Source organism: Flavobacterium ginsengiterrae, from assembly GCF_039539785.1.
GTDB lineage: Bacteria > Bacteroidota > Bacteroidia > Flavobacteriales > Flavobacteriaceae > Flavobacterium > Flavobacterium ginsengiterrae.
In genome coordinates, this window is the sequence record NZ_BAABDU010000004.1 from 127,128 (window position 1) to 143,677 (window position 16,550).

The window sequence follows — 16,550 nt, forward strand, 5'->3', positions numbered from 1 at the left end:
TTTTGAGTTATTAATTTTAAAAGCAAGTTTTATGAAGTCATTAAATATTTTAGTTATTCTATTTTTAGTTTCTTCTCCTATGTTTTCTCAAGATAATATTCAGGAGATTTTACACAAAAAAGAGATCAAAATTGATTCGTTGAGAAAAATTGATTTCATAGGTTACAAGTATAAGTACTTAGATGAAAATTTAAAAATAAAAGTATCGAAAGAACTTTTCGATAAAATGCTTATTGAGTACCGATTTGATCCAGTGAAAATCAAAAAATATTCAGACTCTGTAAATGTTATTTTAATGGCAGAGTTTAAAGATGATGACGCTTACAGATTTGCTCAATTAAAAATTACCTATTCCTGGGAAAGAGTTGGTTTGCATATCTGGAAAAATAAAGAAGAAGTCATTGAACTTGCAAAAAGATTAAATATCAAACATCCGTACAGACTTCAGGAATTATTTTTGAACAATGATCCTAAGGTATCTGCTGAAATTCAAAATCTTAGAATTACACTATTTGAGCAATTCAGAAAAGAAGAATTAATGATGATGCCCGCAAAACAATTACTCCCATTCGCCTTTAGCAATAATCCTGAAATTATAGAGCTTAGAGACAATCATCATAAAAAGCGCCATAAGGACAAAAAATAAATGTAACTGATTTGCAAATTGCCCCAAAAATCTGCGAATCTCTAAAGTCCGTTTCTTAATTGAAACGGACTTTTTTATTTAAACTTTTCAATCAATAAATCTTAATTAAATATATTTACAAAAAAGATATTCATTGATGCCAAAACAGGAATTAAATAAAAATTTAAATCAAATGGACAAACAATTGTTTAAAGAAAACCTCTTAAAAACAATTGAAGAAATAATCATTGCCTCAGGCGAAAAATCCCCTACAACTTACACGTTTGAAGTTGTAATAGATCCAGAAATTACAAAAAATCACAACTCTGCTGATGACTGGATGAGATTGGCAGTTCTTAACAACTATAATATACCAAATAAAATAAGAGAATTGGATGAAGTTATAAATTTACTTACATATCCTAAACAACATTTTCCTCTTTGGGTTAATGTTTCTGTAAAAGAATATAGTAACGACACTATTATTTTTAAAATTGAATCAAGTTCAAGATTTAGAAAACCCTCTCAATTACAAAATAAAGAAACAAATTATCCGCCATTTAAAGCGATTGTGAGTTAAAAAGCTATTTCTAAATCAGCTCTTTTTTCTTTATTAAATAATCTATTTTCAGTTTTATTTTAAGTAGAAAAAAATTACAAAATAAATCTCCTCCATCTTGAATATCACAAGAAAATTAGTTTATTTGTGCAGAAAGAAATAGTCTTTCAAAACCCCAAAAATCAACATCTTAAACCAATAATTTTTATGACAACCTTTAAAACCTGGAAAGAAAAACCAACCGAACTTGAAGCTCAAAAACAAGTTTTAGATTTTTTTGCTTATTTAAAAAAAGGAGAATTAGAAAATGCCAAAAACAGCGTAGATCATTTGTATGACGACTGGGAAGAATCTATTCATGTAATCTGGCGCGATCATTATCTTATTCACGAAATTGCCGAAGATGAATCTTTTGAAGGAAAAGAATGGCTCAATAACTTAGAATGGCTTGGAAATCTGGATATTCTGGATGATTTTATGTGGGGAGAAGAAAACGAAAACGATACAAGATATTTTGATGTAAGCGTTACTTATATGGGCGAACCTTCTGGATTTGTTGCGCAATTTCAGCTGGAAAAAAATAACGATGATCATTATGTTGTAAAAAGAGGATTGATCGACATGGCTTAAAACATTGATGCTAAAACATATAAAGTCCGTTTTATTAATTTAAAACGGACTTTTTTATTGCCAGATACATTTTTAAATAGTAATTTACTATACTCGCATCAATCCATAAAATAACACTGTATTTACAATACAAACAGTGTTTTTTAAATTTGTCTTATCAATCAAAAGAAACCTTTTTCTTTTATAAACACTACCATCATGAGAATAGATCAGATTCAAATTAAAACAAACGATATTCAAAAAATAAAAGCATTTTATCAAAATGTGTTAGGACTTTTTGTTCTTGAAAATGACCAAAAATCAATAACATTTCAGGCAGGAACTTCTATCTTAAAATTTGTTGAAGACTCTGAATTTAATTCAATTTACCATTACGCCTTTAATATTCCTGCAAACCAGCTTGAAGAAGCCATTAAATGGTGCCAGGACAAAGTAGATTTAATCGTTTTAGAAGATAAAAGTGTCGTTACCCATTTTGAAAACTGGAATGCACACTCGGTTTATTTTTACGACCAAAATGGAAATTTGCTGGAATTCATTGCCCGACATGATCTTAATAATGAACAAGTTGGCGAATTTAACCCAGCCTCGATTTTAAATATAAGCGAGATTGGAATTGTTACCGAAAATCCCATGGAGTTAGGAAATCAATTAATTGAAGATCACGGACTTCATTTCTTTTCTCAAAATACGAATACCGAAAAATTTGCTGCAATCGGCGATCATCATGGCTTATTAATTCTGGTACAGCCCAACCGAAATTGGTATCCAACTCAAATTCCTTCTGAAAGCAATCCAGTCAAAATTACTTTGGAGAATAATGAAAATATTATTGAATTGAATTTTTAAAAGTTTAAAGTTCCGTATTTTTATCTAAATTTTAATTTAACCAAAATGCCTTTCGTAAGAATCAGTCTGCCTAAAAAACTTTCGCTAGAAACCAAAAACAATATTTCGGAAGCTGTACATCAATCTTTAATTGAAGAATTTCATATTCCTGCAGACGATTATTTTCATGTTATTGAAGAATTAGAAACGCATCAGATAAAATATCCTAAAAGTTATTTGGGAATTTCACATTCTGAAGAAATCGTTTACGTGCAAATAACTGCAGGACAAGGAAGAACTTTAGAACAAAAGAAAAAACTCTATCATCAAATAGCAACAAAAATCAGCACCTCAACAGAATTTACAATCAATAACGTCATCATTATTTTACTTGAAAATAATGGTCTGGAAAATTGGTCTTTTGGCAATGGTGAAATTCAGGAGCCAGAACATTTGAAGAAATTACTCTAAATAAGAAAAGCCTAATTCAAAACAAATGAATTGAGCTTTTCTTTTAGGTTTTAAAACATTAAATATTGTTTATTGTTTTAAAAAAGGAATATTCTTACATAATTGTTTTTTTCTATATTTGACAAATAAATAATAAATTGATAGAAATGTCAAACGCAATAGAAATACCTAACGAATTTAAAGAATCTATTTTTCCTAAATTTGGCGAGCAAGAATGGTATGAAATAAGTTATTCTTGCCATTTTAGTGTAAATATTGTAGACAGAAAATTACAAATTAAAGAAATAGAAAGAAACAATACCTGTGAGCTGAAAATAGATAAAGGTACCCTTAAAGGCACAAATAATGGTGAATGGGGAGGACGATTAACTTTCGTTCCAGATGATATATCAAAAAAAGAAATTTTAATTGCAGGAGGAAATATCATATTCATTTTTCTTTTTAAAGACAAAATATACTATATCGAAAGTTTTTCCCATATGACTTTCAGTTTTGGAGCCATGTACGAATTAAATAAAAAAGGCGACAAATTTATTGAAAAAAAAGTTGTTGATTTTATTGACGCTCCACATGCTTTTACAATCCATAATGACAAACTTCTAATTGCAACGAGTAAAAACTTTTATATTGTAAAAGGATATCGAAAATACCTTATTTTAAAAAATACTTTTTGGAGTGGTTTGTATATTAACTCAGTAACCACAATTAATGACGAAAATGTTTTTATTGGAATGAGTGGAGGTATTGCTAAACTCGATCTGACAACAAAGAGTTTTAAATTTTATAAAAATAGCAAGATAGACCCAAATCATCTCATTTTTAAAGTAAAGGAAGCTTTATCTAAACTCAAATGAATTAATCATTTAATGATTTAGATTATCTAAAACTTCATTCTCTGAATTCGAACGGCATTTAAGATTGCTAAAAGCGCCACACCGACATCGGCAAAAACTGCTTCCCACATTGTCGCAAGTCCGCCCGCACCTAGAATTAGCACAAAAGCTTTTACGACAAAAGCCAGAATAATATTCTGCCAGACAATTTTTTTAGTTTGTTTTCCAATATTAATTGCCATTGCAATTTTACTTGGTTTATCATCCTGAATAACAATATCAGCAGTTTCTATTGCTGCATCGCTTCCTAAACCTCCCATTGCAATTCCAACGGTACTTAAAGCAATTACAGGCGCATCGTTTACACCATCGCCCACAAAAGCAATTGTTTCGTTTTTAGCTTTAATTTCGTTTACTTTATTGACTTTATCTTCCGGTAGTAAATCACCAAAATACTTTATAATTCCCAGTTTATCTGCTACAAACTGAACCACATTTGTTTTATCACCACTCAGCATTGTTAGTTTTACGCCTAAAGATTTTAGTTTAGAAACCGTTTCTTTTGCATCGGCTTTAATTTCGTCGGCAATGGTTAAATAACCTGCAAACTTTCCATCGTAAGCAATTGCAATTGTCGTGTAAACTATAGAAGAAGGATCAATATCGTACGAAATCGAATATTTATCCAAAAGTTTAAAATTACCTACATATAATTCTTTTTCGTTGTAAACTGCTTTTAATCCATGTCCCGAAATTTCTTCGATATCTTTCAGTTCAACTGAAGAATCAATTGGCCCGACATGATTATGTATTGCTGTTGCAACAGGATGTGTGCTTCGGTTTTCTAAAGCATTAACGAGTTTTAGAATTTCCTCTTTATCAAATTCTGGTTTTATAATTACTTCCTGAACTTTAAAAACGCCTTCGGTCATAGTTCCGGTTTTGTCTACTACCACATTTTGAATTGTAGAAATACTGTCGAGAAAATTACTGCCTTTAAACAGAATTCCATTTTTACTTGCAGCACCAATTCCGCCAAAATAACCTAGCGGAATACTGATAACCAAAGCACACGGACAGGAAATTACCAAGAAAACTAAAGCTCTGTATAACCAGTCGCTAAAAATATAATTGTCTACAAAAAGCATTGGAACCAAACAAATTGCAATTGCTAAATACACTACAATTGGCGTGTAGATTTTAGCAAACTTTCTGATAAACAATTCAGCAGGTGCTTTTTTGGTTGTTGCATTTTGGACTAATTCTAAAATTTTAGACAATTTACTGTCGTTGTAGGCCGTTGTAACTTTGACTTCGGCAATGGTGTTTCCGTTTATCATTCCGGCCAAAACTGTTTCGCCTTTCTTCTTAGTATCGGGTTTACTTTCTCCAGTTAAAGCTGCGGTATTAAATGAAGCCGAATCAGATAATAATTCGCCGTCTAATCCTAATTTTTCTCCCGCTTTCAGCTGAATAATTGAACCAATCTTCACCTCTTTGGCTTTGACTTTAACAGCAATATTATTTTCTAAAACATGAACCTCATCCGGACGCTGATCCAGCAGACTTTTAATACTCGATTTGGCTCTGTTAACGGCCATTCCCTGAAAGGTTTCTCCAATGGTGTAAAACAGCATAACCGCAACACCTTCCGGATATTCGCCAATAGCAAATGCGCCGATTGTTGCAATACACATTAAGAAAAATTCCGAGAAAACATCGCCTTTTACAATACTTTCATAAGCTTCTCTTAAAACCGGAAGTCCAACCGGAAGATACGCAACAGCATACCAGACAATTCGAACATAACCTGTAAACCAGTTTTGCGGAAAATAGTTATCTAATCCAATCCCTATAATCAGTAAAATAAAGGATATAATCGATGGAAGAAATAATTGAAACAAACTTCCGCCGGCATTATGTTCATGATCGTGACCTCCGTGATCGTGTCCATCATTATCGTTATGAACAGGCTCATCATGCGAACAGCAGCAGGAAGGTTTGGCTTTATTTTTAGTACTTTTTACTTCTTTATCTTGATGTATCATTTTATAATTTCAGGTTTCAAGTTTCAGGTTTTGGGTTCACTGAAACTTTGTTTAAAATAATGCTCTAAATTTAATCAATTTGAGTCAATTAAGCTTCAGCAAATATTTTTTTAATCTCGCAAAGACGCAAAGTCACTAAGTTTTTTTGTTTGATGAAAATTAGCCGTAGAGCATTTGTCATTTCGACGAAGGAGAAATCTCCACAAGTAACTCCTCATCGAATTTCGCCAAACTTTGTCGAGCTGCCCGCGAAGATTTCTCCTTCGTCGAAATGACAAGATTGAGGATAATTTTCATAAAAAACTTTGTGACTTCGCGCCTTTGCGAGCATATTTGACTCCAGTAAAAAACTCAGCATCTTAGAACCTTAGAACCTCAGCACCTTTAAAAAGATCAATGCTCATGCTCTCCTCCGCCTTTCATTGCTGAAAGCAGATAAAACGCACCTTTTGTAACAATTTTAGCATTTGCCGGAACTTCGTTTACAAACTTAATTTCTGTAAAACCTAAATCTGTAGTTCCCGGAATTACTTCAATGGCTTTAAAATGAACTTCTTCTTCGTGTGCTTCTTCTTTTTCGCCTTCCTTATGTTCGTGTTTTTCTTCTTTGTGATTTTCATCTTTCACAAATACAAAATATTTATCGGCATTGCGGACAACGGCATCTTTTGGAAGAGCCGGAACCGTTGCATTTACAATATTGATATTCGCCGAAACATACATTCCCGGAATCAAACCTTTAGCATCTGCAGGATCAATTTTGGCGTGAACAGCAACCGTTTTACTTTCGTTAGAAAAAGATTTATTGATTCCGAAAATCTTTCCTTTAATCGATTTATTAGACTGATTCGTTAAGACAAAATCAATTACCTGCCCTATAGAAATCGAACCTAAATCTTTCTCGTACACATTCAAATCCAAATGCATCTGGCTGTTGTCGACCACTTCAAAAAGTGAAACTCCAGTATTGGCAAAAGCACCTTTAGCAATATTAATTTTCCCAACAAAACCATTTATTGGCGAAACAATAGGTACAACCGAAGTAGTTCCTTTTGTCGAAACATGCAAAGCATCAAGTTTGTTTTTTGCTGCCTGTGCGCGGGCTCTTTCGGCAGCTAATTTGGCTTTTACTTCCTGAAAAACCTTTCTCGGATTTACATTTTCATCGCTTAATGTTTTTTGGCGGTTAAATTCTAACTGAAGATATTCTACATTGGCAATTGCTGATTGATAATCTTCCTGCATTTCGATAACTTCAAGATTCTGAATCGTAGCCAAAACTTTTCCTTTGTTTACAAAAGTTCCTTCTAAAACATAAATATCTTTTACTGTCCCACCAATCAAAGTCGAAACCTCAGCCGAATTTTGCGGAGGAACGGTCGTATAACCATTTGCTTTAATGATTTTGTTCAAATTTCGGTTTTCAACAATTCCCGTTTCAATTCCGACAGTTTTGTATTGAGAAACGGTTAAAGCAACTTCTGTTGTTGATTTTTCTTCTTCCTGAGTTTCTTCTGTTTTCTTTTCATTACAGCTTTGAAAGGTAACCGCAAAGAGCGCTAAGAATGCGCTAAAAACGCTAATTTTAATTTCCTTGCGGACTTCGCACTTTTTCTTTGCGAACTTTGCGGTTAAATAATAAGGTATATTTTTCATTTTTAATTGTTTTTGATGGTTGGAAACTGAAGTTCAATAGCACTTTGATTATAGCTGTGCGTAGCTTCTGCAAATTGCTTTTTAATGTCGATTGCCTGATTTAAAAAACTGATGTACGACCAATAACTCATGTCGCCGTTGGCATAACTTTTCTGTGCAGTATCAATAATCTGATCGGCATAATGCAGACCTTCATTTTGAAAATAAGCTACGTTTTTCTGCTGCTTTTTAAAGTTGTTCTGCAATTCTTCTTTTTGCAGATTGAGGATCATTTTATTTTTATCTAATGCCAATTGCGACTGCGAAATACTGATTTCTGCTGCTTTGGCTTTGGTTGTATTTACGCCTCCAAAAATCGGAATCTGCAATCCGGCAGTAAATCCCTGAAATAAAGATTCGGTATTAATGGTTTGCGCAAAATAGCCTAAACCCACTTTTGGCGTCCGCAAAGCTTTAAATGTTCCGGCTTCTTTTTGATAAACCGAAATTTGCTGTTGATAAAAATCGGTCATCAAAGTTTCAGCTTTTGTATTTTCCTGATTTTCTATAAAAGCGTATTGCAAAGCTGTATTTGAATCCGGAACGATATTTTCATCCGTTTGAATAAAAAACTGAAGCTGTTTTTGATACATCGCCAAATCGTATTCTAATTGCGCTTTCTGCGTTTCGATTTCTTTTACTTTGGCTTTCGCACTTATTACTTCTATGTTCCCGCTTTCTCCGGTTTTAAAACGCAGCTCGGCATTCTTTAGGAATTTGGTATAAATATCATTCAGTTCTGAATTGAGTTTCTGAATCGAAACACCATACAAATATTGATAATACGCCAAAGTCACCGCTTTTTCAATTTCGTAAGCGGATAATCCTTTTCGTTTTTCGGCCAGCTTTGCCAGTTCTTCCTGTAATTGTCGGTTCGCTTTTGTAATGTTTCCTAACGGAAAAAACTGCTGGACCGAAACATTATGATCGTAATCGACACTATTGAATTGTCCGCCCTGATATTGAACCTGTAACGGATCTGGCTGAAAAGCCGCTTTTTTAAGAACGGTTTGTTTTTCGATTTCTTTATCGGCTATTTTTAAGTCGATGTTGTTGGATTTGGCAAGTTCTATTGCTTTTTCTAAGCTTATTGATTGCTGTGCAAATGTTGCCATTCCTGTTAATAGGAACGTGCTTAACCACATATTTAACCGCAAAGTTCGCAAGGTTTTTTTCGCAAAGTTCGCAAAGGCTTTATGCTGTATTTTACATATTGAATTCATTCTTTTCTTTTTTAAATTTCTTAGCGTTCTTCGCGTAATTCTTTGCGCTCTTTGCGGTTAAATCTCTCCAATAGTAAATACAAAATCGGTAAAACGATTAAGGTTAAAAGTGTTGCCGACATTAAACCTCCAATTACTACGGTTGCTAATGGTTTCTGTACTTCAGCTCCACCGCTGGTTGATAAAGCCATGGGTAAAAACCCTAATGAAGCCACGGCTGCGGTCATTAAAACCGGACGCAGACGTGTTTTGGTTCCGATGAGAATTCTCTGGAAAGGATCTAAAACTCCTTCTGATTTTAATTGATTGAAATACGAAATCAATACAATTCCGTTGAGAACCGCGATTCCGAATAAAGCAATAAAACCAATTCCCGCAGAAATACTAAAGGGCATTCCTCTCAGCGAAAGCGCAAAAACACCTCCAATGGCTGATAACGGAATGGCTGTAAAAATCAACAACGCTTGTTTGATACTTTTAAAAGTAAAATACAGCAAAACCAAAATCAGTCCCAAAGCGATTGGCAAAGCAACAGAAAGTCGCTCTGTTGCTTCAATCAAATTTTGAAATTGTCCGCCATACGTGACATAATAACCCGCAGGAAGTTTAAAACTTGTATCTAGTTTAGCCTGAATTTCTTCAACCACACTTTTAATATCGCGTCCGCGGACATTTAAACCAACGGTGATTCTTCGTTTTCCGTCTTCGCGGATGACCTGCACGGGACCTTGCTCATATTCTACCGAAGCAACTTGAGAAAGCGGTACCTGCTGTCCGTTTGGCAGCGGAATAAACAAATTGCTTACATCGGTAATATCGGCGCGGTTGTTTTCGTCCATTCGCACAACGACATCAAATCTTTTGCTTTCGTCGTAGATTTTTCCGGCGCTTTCTCCGGCAAATGACGAACGGATAATTTGATTGATATCGGAAATATTCAATCCGTAAAGGGCTATTTTATCGTAATCGTATTTAACCGTGATTTGAGGCAATCCCGTTACTTTGTCGGCTTTAAGATCTCCAATTCCTTCGATTCCTTTTATCTTCGAAATTAATTCTGCCGCTTTTGCATCGAGAATTTCTAAATCGTCTCCAAAAATCTTAATCGCAATATCAGAACGGCTTCCCGTCATTAATTCATTAAAACGCATTTGAATAGGCTGTGAGATTTCGATATTCGCTCCTGGAATTACTTCCATTTCCTCTTTCATGGCGTTGGCAAGCTGTTCCCAATTACGGTATTTTCCTTTCCATTCTTTTTTGTCTTTTAAAACAATAATCAAATCTCCGCTTTCAATGGGCATTGGATCGGTTGGGATTTCACCGCTTCCTATTTTAGTTACAATGGTTTTAATTTCAGGGAATTTCGCTTTTAGAATCTGTTCGTATTTTGTCGTGGTTTCAACCATCTGCGTAAGCGAACTTCCCGTCATAATCGTCGCATTGATGGCTAAATCGCCTTCTTCGATTGTTGGAATAAATTCGCCACCCATATTTTGAAAAACAATAAATGCCAAAGCAAATAATCCAACAGCAACAGAAAGAACAACTTTTTTAAATTCTAAAGCTTTTTTCAATAACGGTGTATAATGGCTTTCGAGCCAAAGAATCATGAGGTCGCTGAAATTTTCTTTGTGTTCTGTTTTTTTGGAAAGAAACAACGCGCTCATCATTGGGATATAAGTCAGCGAAAGAATAAAAGCACCAATAATGGCAAAACCAACCGTCATAGCCATGGGTTTGAACATTTTTCCTTCGGTTCCAATTAAAGCCAGAATCGGCAGATAAACGATTAGAATAATAATTTCACCAAAAGCGGCGCTGTTCCTGATTTTTGAAGCCGAATTGTAAACCTCAGCATCCATTTCTTCCTGCGTTAATTCTTTTTTATTTTTGAATTTCTGCAAATGATGCATCGTGGCTTCTACAATAATCACGGCTCCGTCGACTATAATTCCGAAATCTATCGCACCGAGACTCATTAGGTTTCCGCTTACACCAAAGGCATTCATTAAAATAACAGCAAAAAGCATTGCAAGCGGAATAACCGAAGCGACGATTAATCCGGCGCGAAGGTTTCCTAAAAATAAAATCAGAACAAAAATTACGATTAAAGCTCCTTCTAATAAGTTCTTGGCAACGGTTTTAATGGAATTATCTACGAGTTTTCCTCTGTCAATAAAGGCTTCGGCAACGATTCCTTCGGGAAGGCTTTTGTTTATCTGCGCCATTTTTTCGTGAACGCGGTTTACAACAGCGCTGGAATTTTCACCTTTAAGCATCAAAACCATTCCCGAAACAATTTCTCCTTTTCCGTCTTTTGTAGAAGCTCCGTAACGCAATGCCACGCCTTCGCGTACCTGCGCTACATTCCGAACTAGAACGGGTGAACCGTTTCGGTTTTTTACCACGACATTTTCAAGGTCCTTTACGCCTTTTGCCATTCCAACACCGCGAATGAAGTACGTGTATTGATCTTTTTCGATATAAGCGCCTCCGGTATTTTGATTGTTTTTTGCTAAAGCATCAAAAATTTCGGTAATCGTAACACCCAGACTGTTGAGCATATTTGGGTTTACGGCTATTTCAAACTGTTTGAGTTTTCCGCCCCATGTACTTACATCAGCAACGCCTTTTATTCCCTGTAATTGCGGAATAATAATCCAATCCTGAATGGTGCGGAGTTCTACGGCACTGTATTTGTTTTCGTAGCCTTTTTTGGCGTATACATCGTATTGGTAAATTTCTCCTAAACCTGTTGTTATTGGGGCTAATTCCGGAGAATTTACATAATCCGGAATATTTTCTTCGGCTTGTTTTAAGCGTTGAAATATCTGCTCGCGTGCCCAGTAAATATCGACATCGTCTTCAAATACAACGGTTACGACTGATAATCCGAAACGGGAAATACTGCGGAGTTCAAGAATATCCGGAACTGTTTTTACGGCTCTTTCGAGCGGATAGGTAATTAACTGCTCGACTTCTTGACTTGCCAGTGTGGGTGCGGTTGTAATAATCTGCACCTGATTATTGGTTACATCCGGCAGGGCATCGAGCGGTAATTTTTTAAGCGAATAACTTCCCCAGGCAATAAGCACAAGGGTAAATAGCAGTATAACGAATTTGTTTCGTATACTAAACTGTATAATTTTATCTAACATTTGAATATATAATGACGTGAGAAATGAGGCAATAAATTGCCCGTAAATGTGTGGAAAGACCACAACTCTCCCGCCCGTTTTCGATTCCGATAGTTATCGGAACTACACAGGCATTATCATTTATGCTATTTGAGGGGGCTGCCAGATACTTCCGTAGAAATTGGAAATAAAAACAGAATTATAAGTGGGTAAAGAAATAGAAATTTGTGTGTAAGGTTTAGGAAACTCAAAGCTTACGGCAGACTGATAGCTTAAAACCTGAGCTCCACAGCAGTTACAGGCACAAAATGGAGAACATAAATCATTGTCTTTATCATGCGAATGATTGTCTTCTGAGGCAAACTGAGCCGTTTTATGGGCAGCGCTGTTTACTTCCATATCTGCGCAGGGCATATTAGAAAGTGCCATTAAGTAAATTGATAATATGATCGCTATCCATTTCACAAAAGCAAAAATAAGATATATTCTTTTACAAAATAGCTGTAGTGTCAAAAATGATTTTATGCTCGAAAACCCCTTTTAAATCAAAACTATCTGATTATCTTTTGATTACAAAACTACTTTCTCAAAAAAAATCTCAAATGTTAAAAAAAAATAATTAACTTTAACACTAATAAACACATTATTTGCTCTTACTACATATAAAACTTAAATCTTATACACTCCTGTAAAACAAGATAATAAGCCGAAATTCACCTCAGAATACATTAGTACACTTTTATTTACGCAGTTCGATTAATTAATTTTAAAACACTCAAACAAATGAAATGTAAACGACTAATATCAGCCTTTTTATTTTTATACAGCTTTCAAATCTCTGCACAAGTCTACACTGATAAAATTGTAGGAGAAAAAAATCAGGAACTTAAAGACAGTCTTAAAGTCGCTGATTATCCTTATGCCCTTCCTATCTGGGGCGATAAAGTAGCCAAAAAAGGTTATAAACTTCCATACTCTGCCGGACTTTCTGTTAATTATTTCTGGCAGGATTCTGAAATTGTAATCAGCGATCTTAATGTTGGTTTTAATAATGGCCCTATGTACAATCTCGATGAAATTGTACGATTTGACAAATCTCATGTAGAAGCCGGAGCACTTACCATACGCCCGGATATCTGGCTTCTTCCTTTCCTTAATATATATGGTGTTTTTGGAAAAGCCAATACCGCAACAAAAATTAATGCCGGAATATGGATTCCGGATGCTGACAATAACTGGTCGCAGGCGGCATCTTTTAGTACTAAAGCAAATTTTAATGCTACAACGTTTGGATTTGGTATGACGCCCACTATAGGAATTGGCGGCGGCTGGCTGGCTCTGGATATGAATATGGCCTGGACTGATATTAGTTCTCTTGACAAACCTGCTTTTTCGTATGTTTTTGGACCCCGATTAGGAAAAACTTTCAAGTTTTTTAAAGATCCGGATCAAAATATTGCTTTTTGGGTAGGTGGTTTTAGAGTTCATATAAGTGGTGATACAAACGGAAATCTTCCGCTTTCTGATTTTCTGGATTTAGATAATGCACAGCAAAAAGTGGATGATGGTCTGGCTAAAGTTGCCGAAAACCAAACTAAAGTAGATGACTGGTGGAACGGTCTTACACCCGCTGAACAAAAAAATCCATCGAATGTTGTAAAACACAATACTGCAAATCGGGCTTTAGAAAGTGCGGGAACTATTCTGGCTACTTTAGACGGGGCTTTGAGTACTGCAGATTCTTCTTCGGTACAATATTCGCTTCAAAAAAGACCTAAGGATATGTGGAATTTTATTGTGGGATCGCAATATCAGTTAAATCCGCATCTTATGTTTAGGTTTGAAGCCGGTTTTCTTGGAAGCCGTACACAGGTTTTAGGAGGTATTCAATATCGATTTGGTTTATAATTCGAGACAAATGAAAAAGTATTTTTTACTCGTTTTCCTGTTCAGTCTTACTCAGACAAATTCGCAGGTCCTGATTTCATTGATATTTGGAGATAAACTAAATTCTCCTTTCTTAGAATTTGGTCTGGAAGGCGGTCTTAATTTATCTGATATTTCGAATCTTGACAGCTCTGGAATGAACCCGGGTTTTAATCTTGGTTTTTATTTCGATATTCGGTCTAAACAAAATCCTGCCTGGATGATCAATACCGGCGTTATTGTAAAATCGCCAATGGGTGCACGTCACATTCCGGTATATTCTTTAGATGATGTTAACTTAGATGAAACTTTTGCAGGCGGAACGGTTAATCGCGAAATTCGTTATTTTAATGTGCCTATTTTAATTAAATATCAGTTTAAAAATAGAATTTATCTTAAAGCAGGACCGCAGTTTGGACTTTTGGCTTCTGCTTTTGATGAATTTAAAAATGAAATCAATAAAAATGATGTTGTGTACAAGAAAAAAATTCGGGACGAAATTCGTGTCATCGATGCTGGTGTGGCCTTAGGAACCGGCTACCACATGAATGTGGGCAACGGACTTAATATTACCATTCAGTATTATTACGGACTTGTCCCTGTAATGAAAGGCGACGGACCAAATGTTTACAACAGGTCTTTGTATTTAACTGCCGGAATTCCTATAGGAAAAGGAAAAGCGGCTCAAAGGCGTGCTGAAGAAGATGCAGAACGTTATAAAGTTATCCTTCCGGAAGAGGAAACGCCAAAACCTAAAAAATAATCAGGTATTTATTGAATTGAGTAATTCTAATATTTCTTGGTTGTTAAGGACATAATCTGGTATTGTAAACAAAATAGCGTTGTTGGGCATAAAAGGCATATCTGCCGAAAGCGGGTTTTGTATAACAACTTTTCCGCCTGCAGCCTGAATGGCTTTCAAACCTTCTGTTCCGTCTGCGTTTGATCCTGAAAGCAGAATTCCTACTAATGAATCTCCATAAATTTCTGCCGCCGATTCGAAAGAAACATCTATGCTTGGACGGCTGTAATTGATTTTTTCTGAAATATCAAGCGCCATTGTATCGTCTTTTTCAAATAATAAATGATAATTAGACGGCGCAACGTATACAAAACCGGTTTTAAGTGTGGTTTTGTCTTCTATGGCTTTTACAGGAACGCTGGATTTTAAGGTAATTAGTTCTTCTAATGTCTGATCATCGGTGCTTTTGCGGTGTAATACGATAACAACAGCAAAATGGTTAAGTTTTTTTAATCCCGGTAAAATCTGCATTAAGGCATTTAAACTTCCTGCTGAACCTCCTATTATAACTAATCTGCAATGTGATATTATTTTATTTTCCTCCATATTTTCTCTTTTTCAAACTGTTTGTATTTGCCCGGAGAAATTGAATATTTTATAGTTTCTTTTGTGCCTAAGGCCAGAAATCCTAAAACGGCTAAACTTTCATCAAATAAATTTATGACCCTCTTTTGAAGTTCATTATCAAAATAAATTAAAACGTTACGACACAAAATCATATCAAATTCGTTGAATGATGTGTCTGAAACTAAATTGTGCTGCGAATAAACCATTTTTTGCGACAGTTCTTCATTGAACTTGGCAATACCATAATTTGCGGTATAATAGCTCGAAAAATCTTCCTGTCCGCCTGCATCGCGATAGTTTTGTGAATACTCCTTCATCATCCTAAGCGGAAAAATCCCTTTTTTTGCTGTATCCAGAACTGTGGCATTAATATCTGTAGCATAAATTAAGGATTTATGCAGCAAACCAGCTTCTTTGAGCATTATGGCCATAGAATATACTTCTTCACCAGTAGAACAGCCTGCATGCCATAATCTAATGAATGGTTTTGTGCCTAATTGCGGCAGGATTTCCTTTCTAAGCACGGTATAAAATGCCGGATCGCGAAACATTTCGGTTACGTTAACCGTGATTTCGTCGACCATTCTTTTATAATATTCCGGATCTGTACGGACTTTTGAAAGGAATTCATGAAAATGGGTAAATCCATCCAGCTGGTATACTCTGTAGACACGTCGTTTTAATGATGCTCTGGAATAACTGCCAAAATCAAAACCATAATACTCATAAACTTCATTAATAAGTGTTTCGAGCTCAATATCTTCAATCATAATCTATTCAAATTTTGCTCAATATTATGAGTAACTTATCTACATCTACCGGTTTTGAAATGTATTCATCTGCTCCTGCTTCTAAACATTTTTCTTTATCGCCTGCCATGGCTTGTGCTGTAAGGGCTATAACGAAAATTGATTTTCGTGACGGAATGCTTTTAATTAACGGAATCGCTTCGTATCCATCCATTTCGGGCATCATCATATCTAATAAAACGGCATCAATCTTTTCATCGGATTTTAGCAGTTTTAAAGCTTCTTCGGCGCTCGTGCAGGATACACAATCGTATGATCTAACTCGCAGTGTGTGTTCTAATGCAAAGATATTTCTGGAATCGTCATCAACAATTAAAAGTCGTTTTTTACTCATTTAGTGTTATTTTATCAAATCTGACAGGTTTTTAAAGCCTGTCAGATGTTTATTGAAATC

Annotated in this window: 16 protein-coding genes; 8 read left to right on the forward strand and 8 right to left on the reverse strand. The window is 35.2% G+C overall.

Features of this window, described 5'->3' with window-relative positions; translation table 11 throughout:
• Positions 1 to 31: 31 nt before the first annotated feature.
• The 6 genes from ABD859_RS10970 (at position 32) to ABD859_RS10995 (ending at position 3,967) form a co-directional block, all read left to right on the forward strand.
• The gene (locus ABD859_RS10970) at positions 32 to 646 is read left to right on the forward strand and encodes a hypothetical protein (RefSeq protein ID WP_345144189.1); all 615 of its coding nucleotides are present in this window, start codon (positions 32 to 34) and stop codon (positions 644 to 646) included.
• A 172-nt stretch (positions 647 to 818) separates the two neighbouring features.
• Positions 819 to 1,205 (forward strand): hypothetical protein, encoded by a 387-nt coding sequence (locus ABD859_RS10975; RefSeq protein WP_345144191.1) that lies wholly within the window; start codon positions 819 to 821, stop codon positions 1,203 to 1,205.
• Between the two features lie 186 nt (positions 1,206 to 1,391).
• Positions 1,392 to 1,814 carry a hypothetical protein gene (locus ABD859_RS10980; protein ID WP_345144192.1) on the forward strand — a complete coding sequence of 141 codons (423 nt, stop codon included), beginning with the start codon at positions 1,392 to 1,394 and terminating at the stop codon, positions 1,812 to 1,814.
• 198 nt (positions 1,815 to 2,012) lie between these two features.
• Positions 2,013 to 2,663, forward strand: coding sequence for a VOC family protein (locus ABD859_RS10985; RefSeq protein WP_345144193.1), 651 nt, complete (start codon positions 2,013 to 2,015; stop codon positions 2,661 to 2,663).
• Positions 2,664 to 2,708: 45 nt separating this feature from the next.
• Positions 2,709 to 3,113 (forward strand): tautomerase family protein, encoded by a 405-nt coding sequence (locus tag ABD859_RS10990; protein WP_345144195.1) that lies wholly within the window; start codon positions 2,709 to 2,711, stop codon positions 3,111 to 3,113.
• A 146-nt stretch (positions 3,114 to 3,259) separates the two neighbouring features.
• Positions 3,260 to 3,967: a hypothetical protein gene (locus ABD859_RS10995; protein WP_345144197.1), complete on the forward strand. Its 708-nt coding sequence runs from the start codon at positions 3,260 to 3,262 to the stop codon at positions 3,965 to 3,967.
• A 26-nt stretch (positions 3,968 to 3,993) separates the two neighbouring features.
• Here ABD859_RS10995 and ABD859_RS11000 read toward each other — a convergent pair whose 3' ends face one another.
• From ABD859_RS11000 to ABD859_RS11020, 5 genes are all read right to left on the reverse strand, one after another.
• Positions 3,994 to 5,994 (reverse strand): heavy metal translocating P-type ATPase, encoded by a 2,001-nt coding sequence (locus ABD859_RS11000; protein ID WP_345144199.1) that lies wholly within the window; start codon positions 5,992 to 5,994, stop codon positions 3,994 to 3,996.
• 393 nt (positions 5,995 to 6,387) lie between these two features.
• On the reverse strand, positions 6,388 to 7,650 hold the full coding sequence (locus tag ABD859_RS11005) for an efflux RND transporter periplasmic adaptor subunit (protein WP_345144201.1): 1,263 nt from the start codon (positions 7,648 to 7,650) through the stop codon (positions 6,388 to 6,390).
• A gap of 2 nt (positions 7,651 to 7,652) precedes the next feature.
• Positions 7,653 to 8,834 (reverse strand): TolC family protein, encoded by a 1,182-nt coding sequence (locus ABD859_RS11010; RefSeq protein ID WP_345144203.1) that lies wholly within the window; start codon positions 8,832 to 8,834, stop codon positions 7,653 to 7,655.
• 98 nt (positions 8,835 to 8,932) lie between these two features.
• A complete protein-coding gene (locus ABD859_RS11015) occupies positions 8,933 to 12,073 on the reverse strand; it encodes an efflux RND transporter permease subunit (RefSeq protein WP_345144205.1) in 3,141 nt (1,046 codons plus the stop codon).
• Positions 12,074 to 12,193: 120 nt separating this feature from the next.
• Complete coding sequence (locus tag ABD859_RS11020; protein ID WP_345144207.1) at positions 12,194 to 12,517, reverse strand: DUF6660 family protein; 324 nt, start codon at positions 12,515 to 12,517, stop codon at positions 12,194 to 12,196.
• A 318-nt stretch (positions 12,518 to 12,835) separates the two neighbouring features.
• Here ABD859_RS11020 and ABD859_RS11025 point away from each other — a divergent pair, with 318 nt between their 5' ends.
• Both ABD859_RS11025 and ABD859_RS11030 read left to right on the forward strand, forming a co-directional pair.
• Positions 12,836 to 13,960: a hypothetical protein gene (locus tag ABD859_RS11025; protein ID WP_345144209.1), complete on the forward strand. Its 1,125-nt coding sequence runs from the start codon at positions 12,836 to 12,838 to the stop codon at positions 13,958 to 13,960.
• Positions 13,961 to 13,970: 10 nt separating this feature from the next.
• Complete coding sequence (locus ABD859_RS11030; protein ID WP_345144212.1) at positions 13,971 to 14,741, forward strand: porin family protein; 771 nt, start codon at positions 13,971 to 13,973, stop codon at positions 14,739 to 14,741.
• Here the strand turns inward: ABD859_RS11030 and ABD859_RS11035 are convergent, their stop codons facing one another.
• From ABD859_RS11035 to ABD859_RS11045, 3 genes are read right to left on the reverse strand one after another with little or no spacing between them, the layout of a single operon-like run.
• The gene (locus tag ABD859_RS11035; RefSeq protein WP_345144214.1) at positions 14,742 to 15,326 is read right to left on the reverse strand and encodes a chemotaxis protein CheB; all 585 of its coding nucleotides are present in this window, start codon (positions 15,324 to 15,326) and stop codon (positions 14,742 to 14,744) included.
• Positions 15,308 to 16,117, reverse strand: coding sequence for a CheR family methyltransferase (locus ABD859_RS11040; protein WP_345144216.1), 810 nt, complete (start codon positions 16,115 to 16,117; stop codon positions 15,308 to 15,310). The genes ABD859_RS11035 and ABD859_RS11040 overlap by 19 nt, the downstream gene beginning before the upstream one ends.
• Positions 16,118 to 16,124: 7 nt before the next feature.
• Positions 16,125 to 16,490, reverse strand: coding sequence for a response regulator (locus tag ABD859_RS11045; RefSeq protein ID WP_345144218.1), 366 nt, complete (start codon positions 16,488 to 16,490; stop codon positions 16,125 to 16,127).
• Positions 16,491 to 16,550 lie beyond the last annotated feature (60 nt).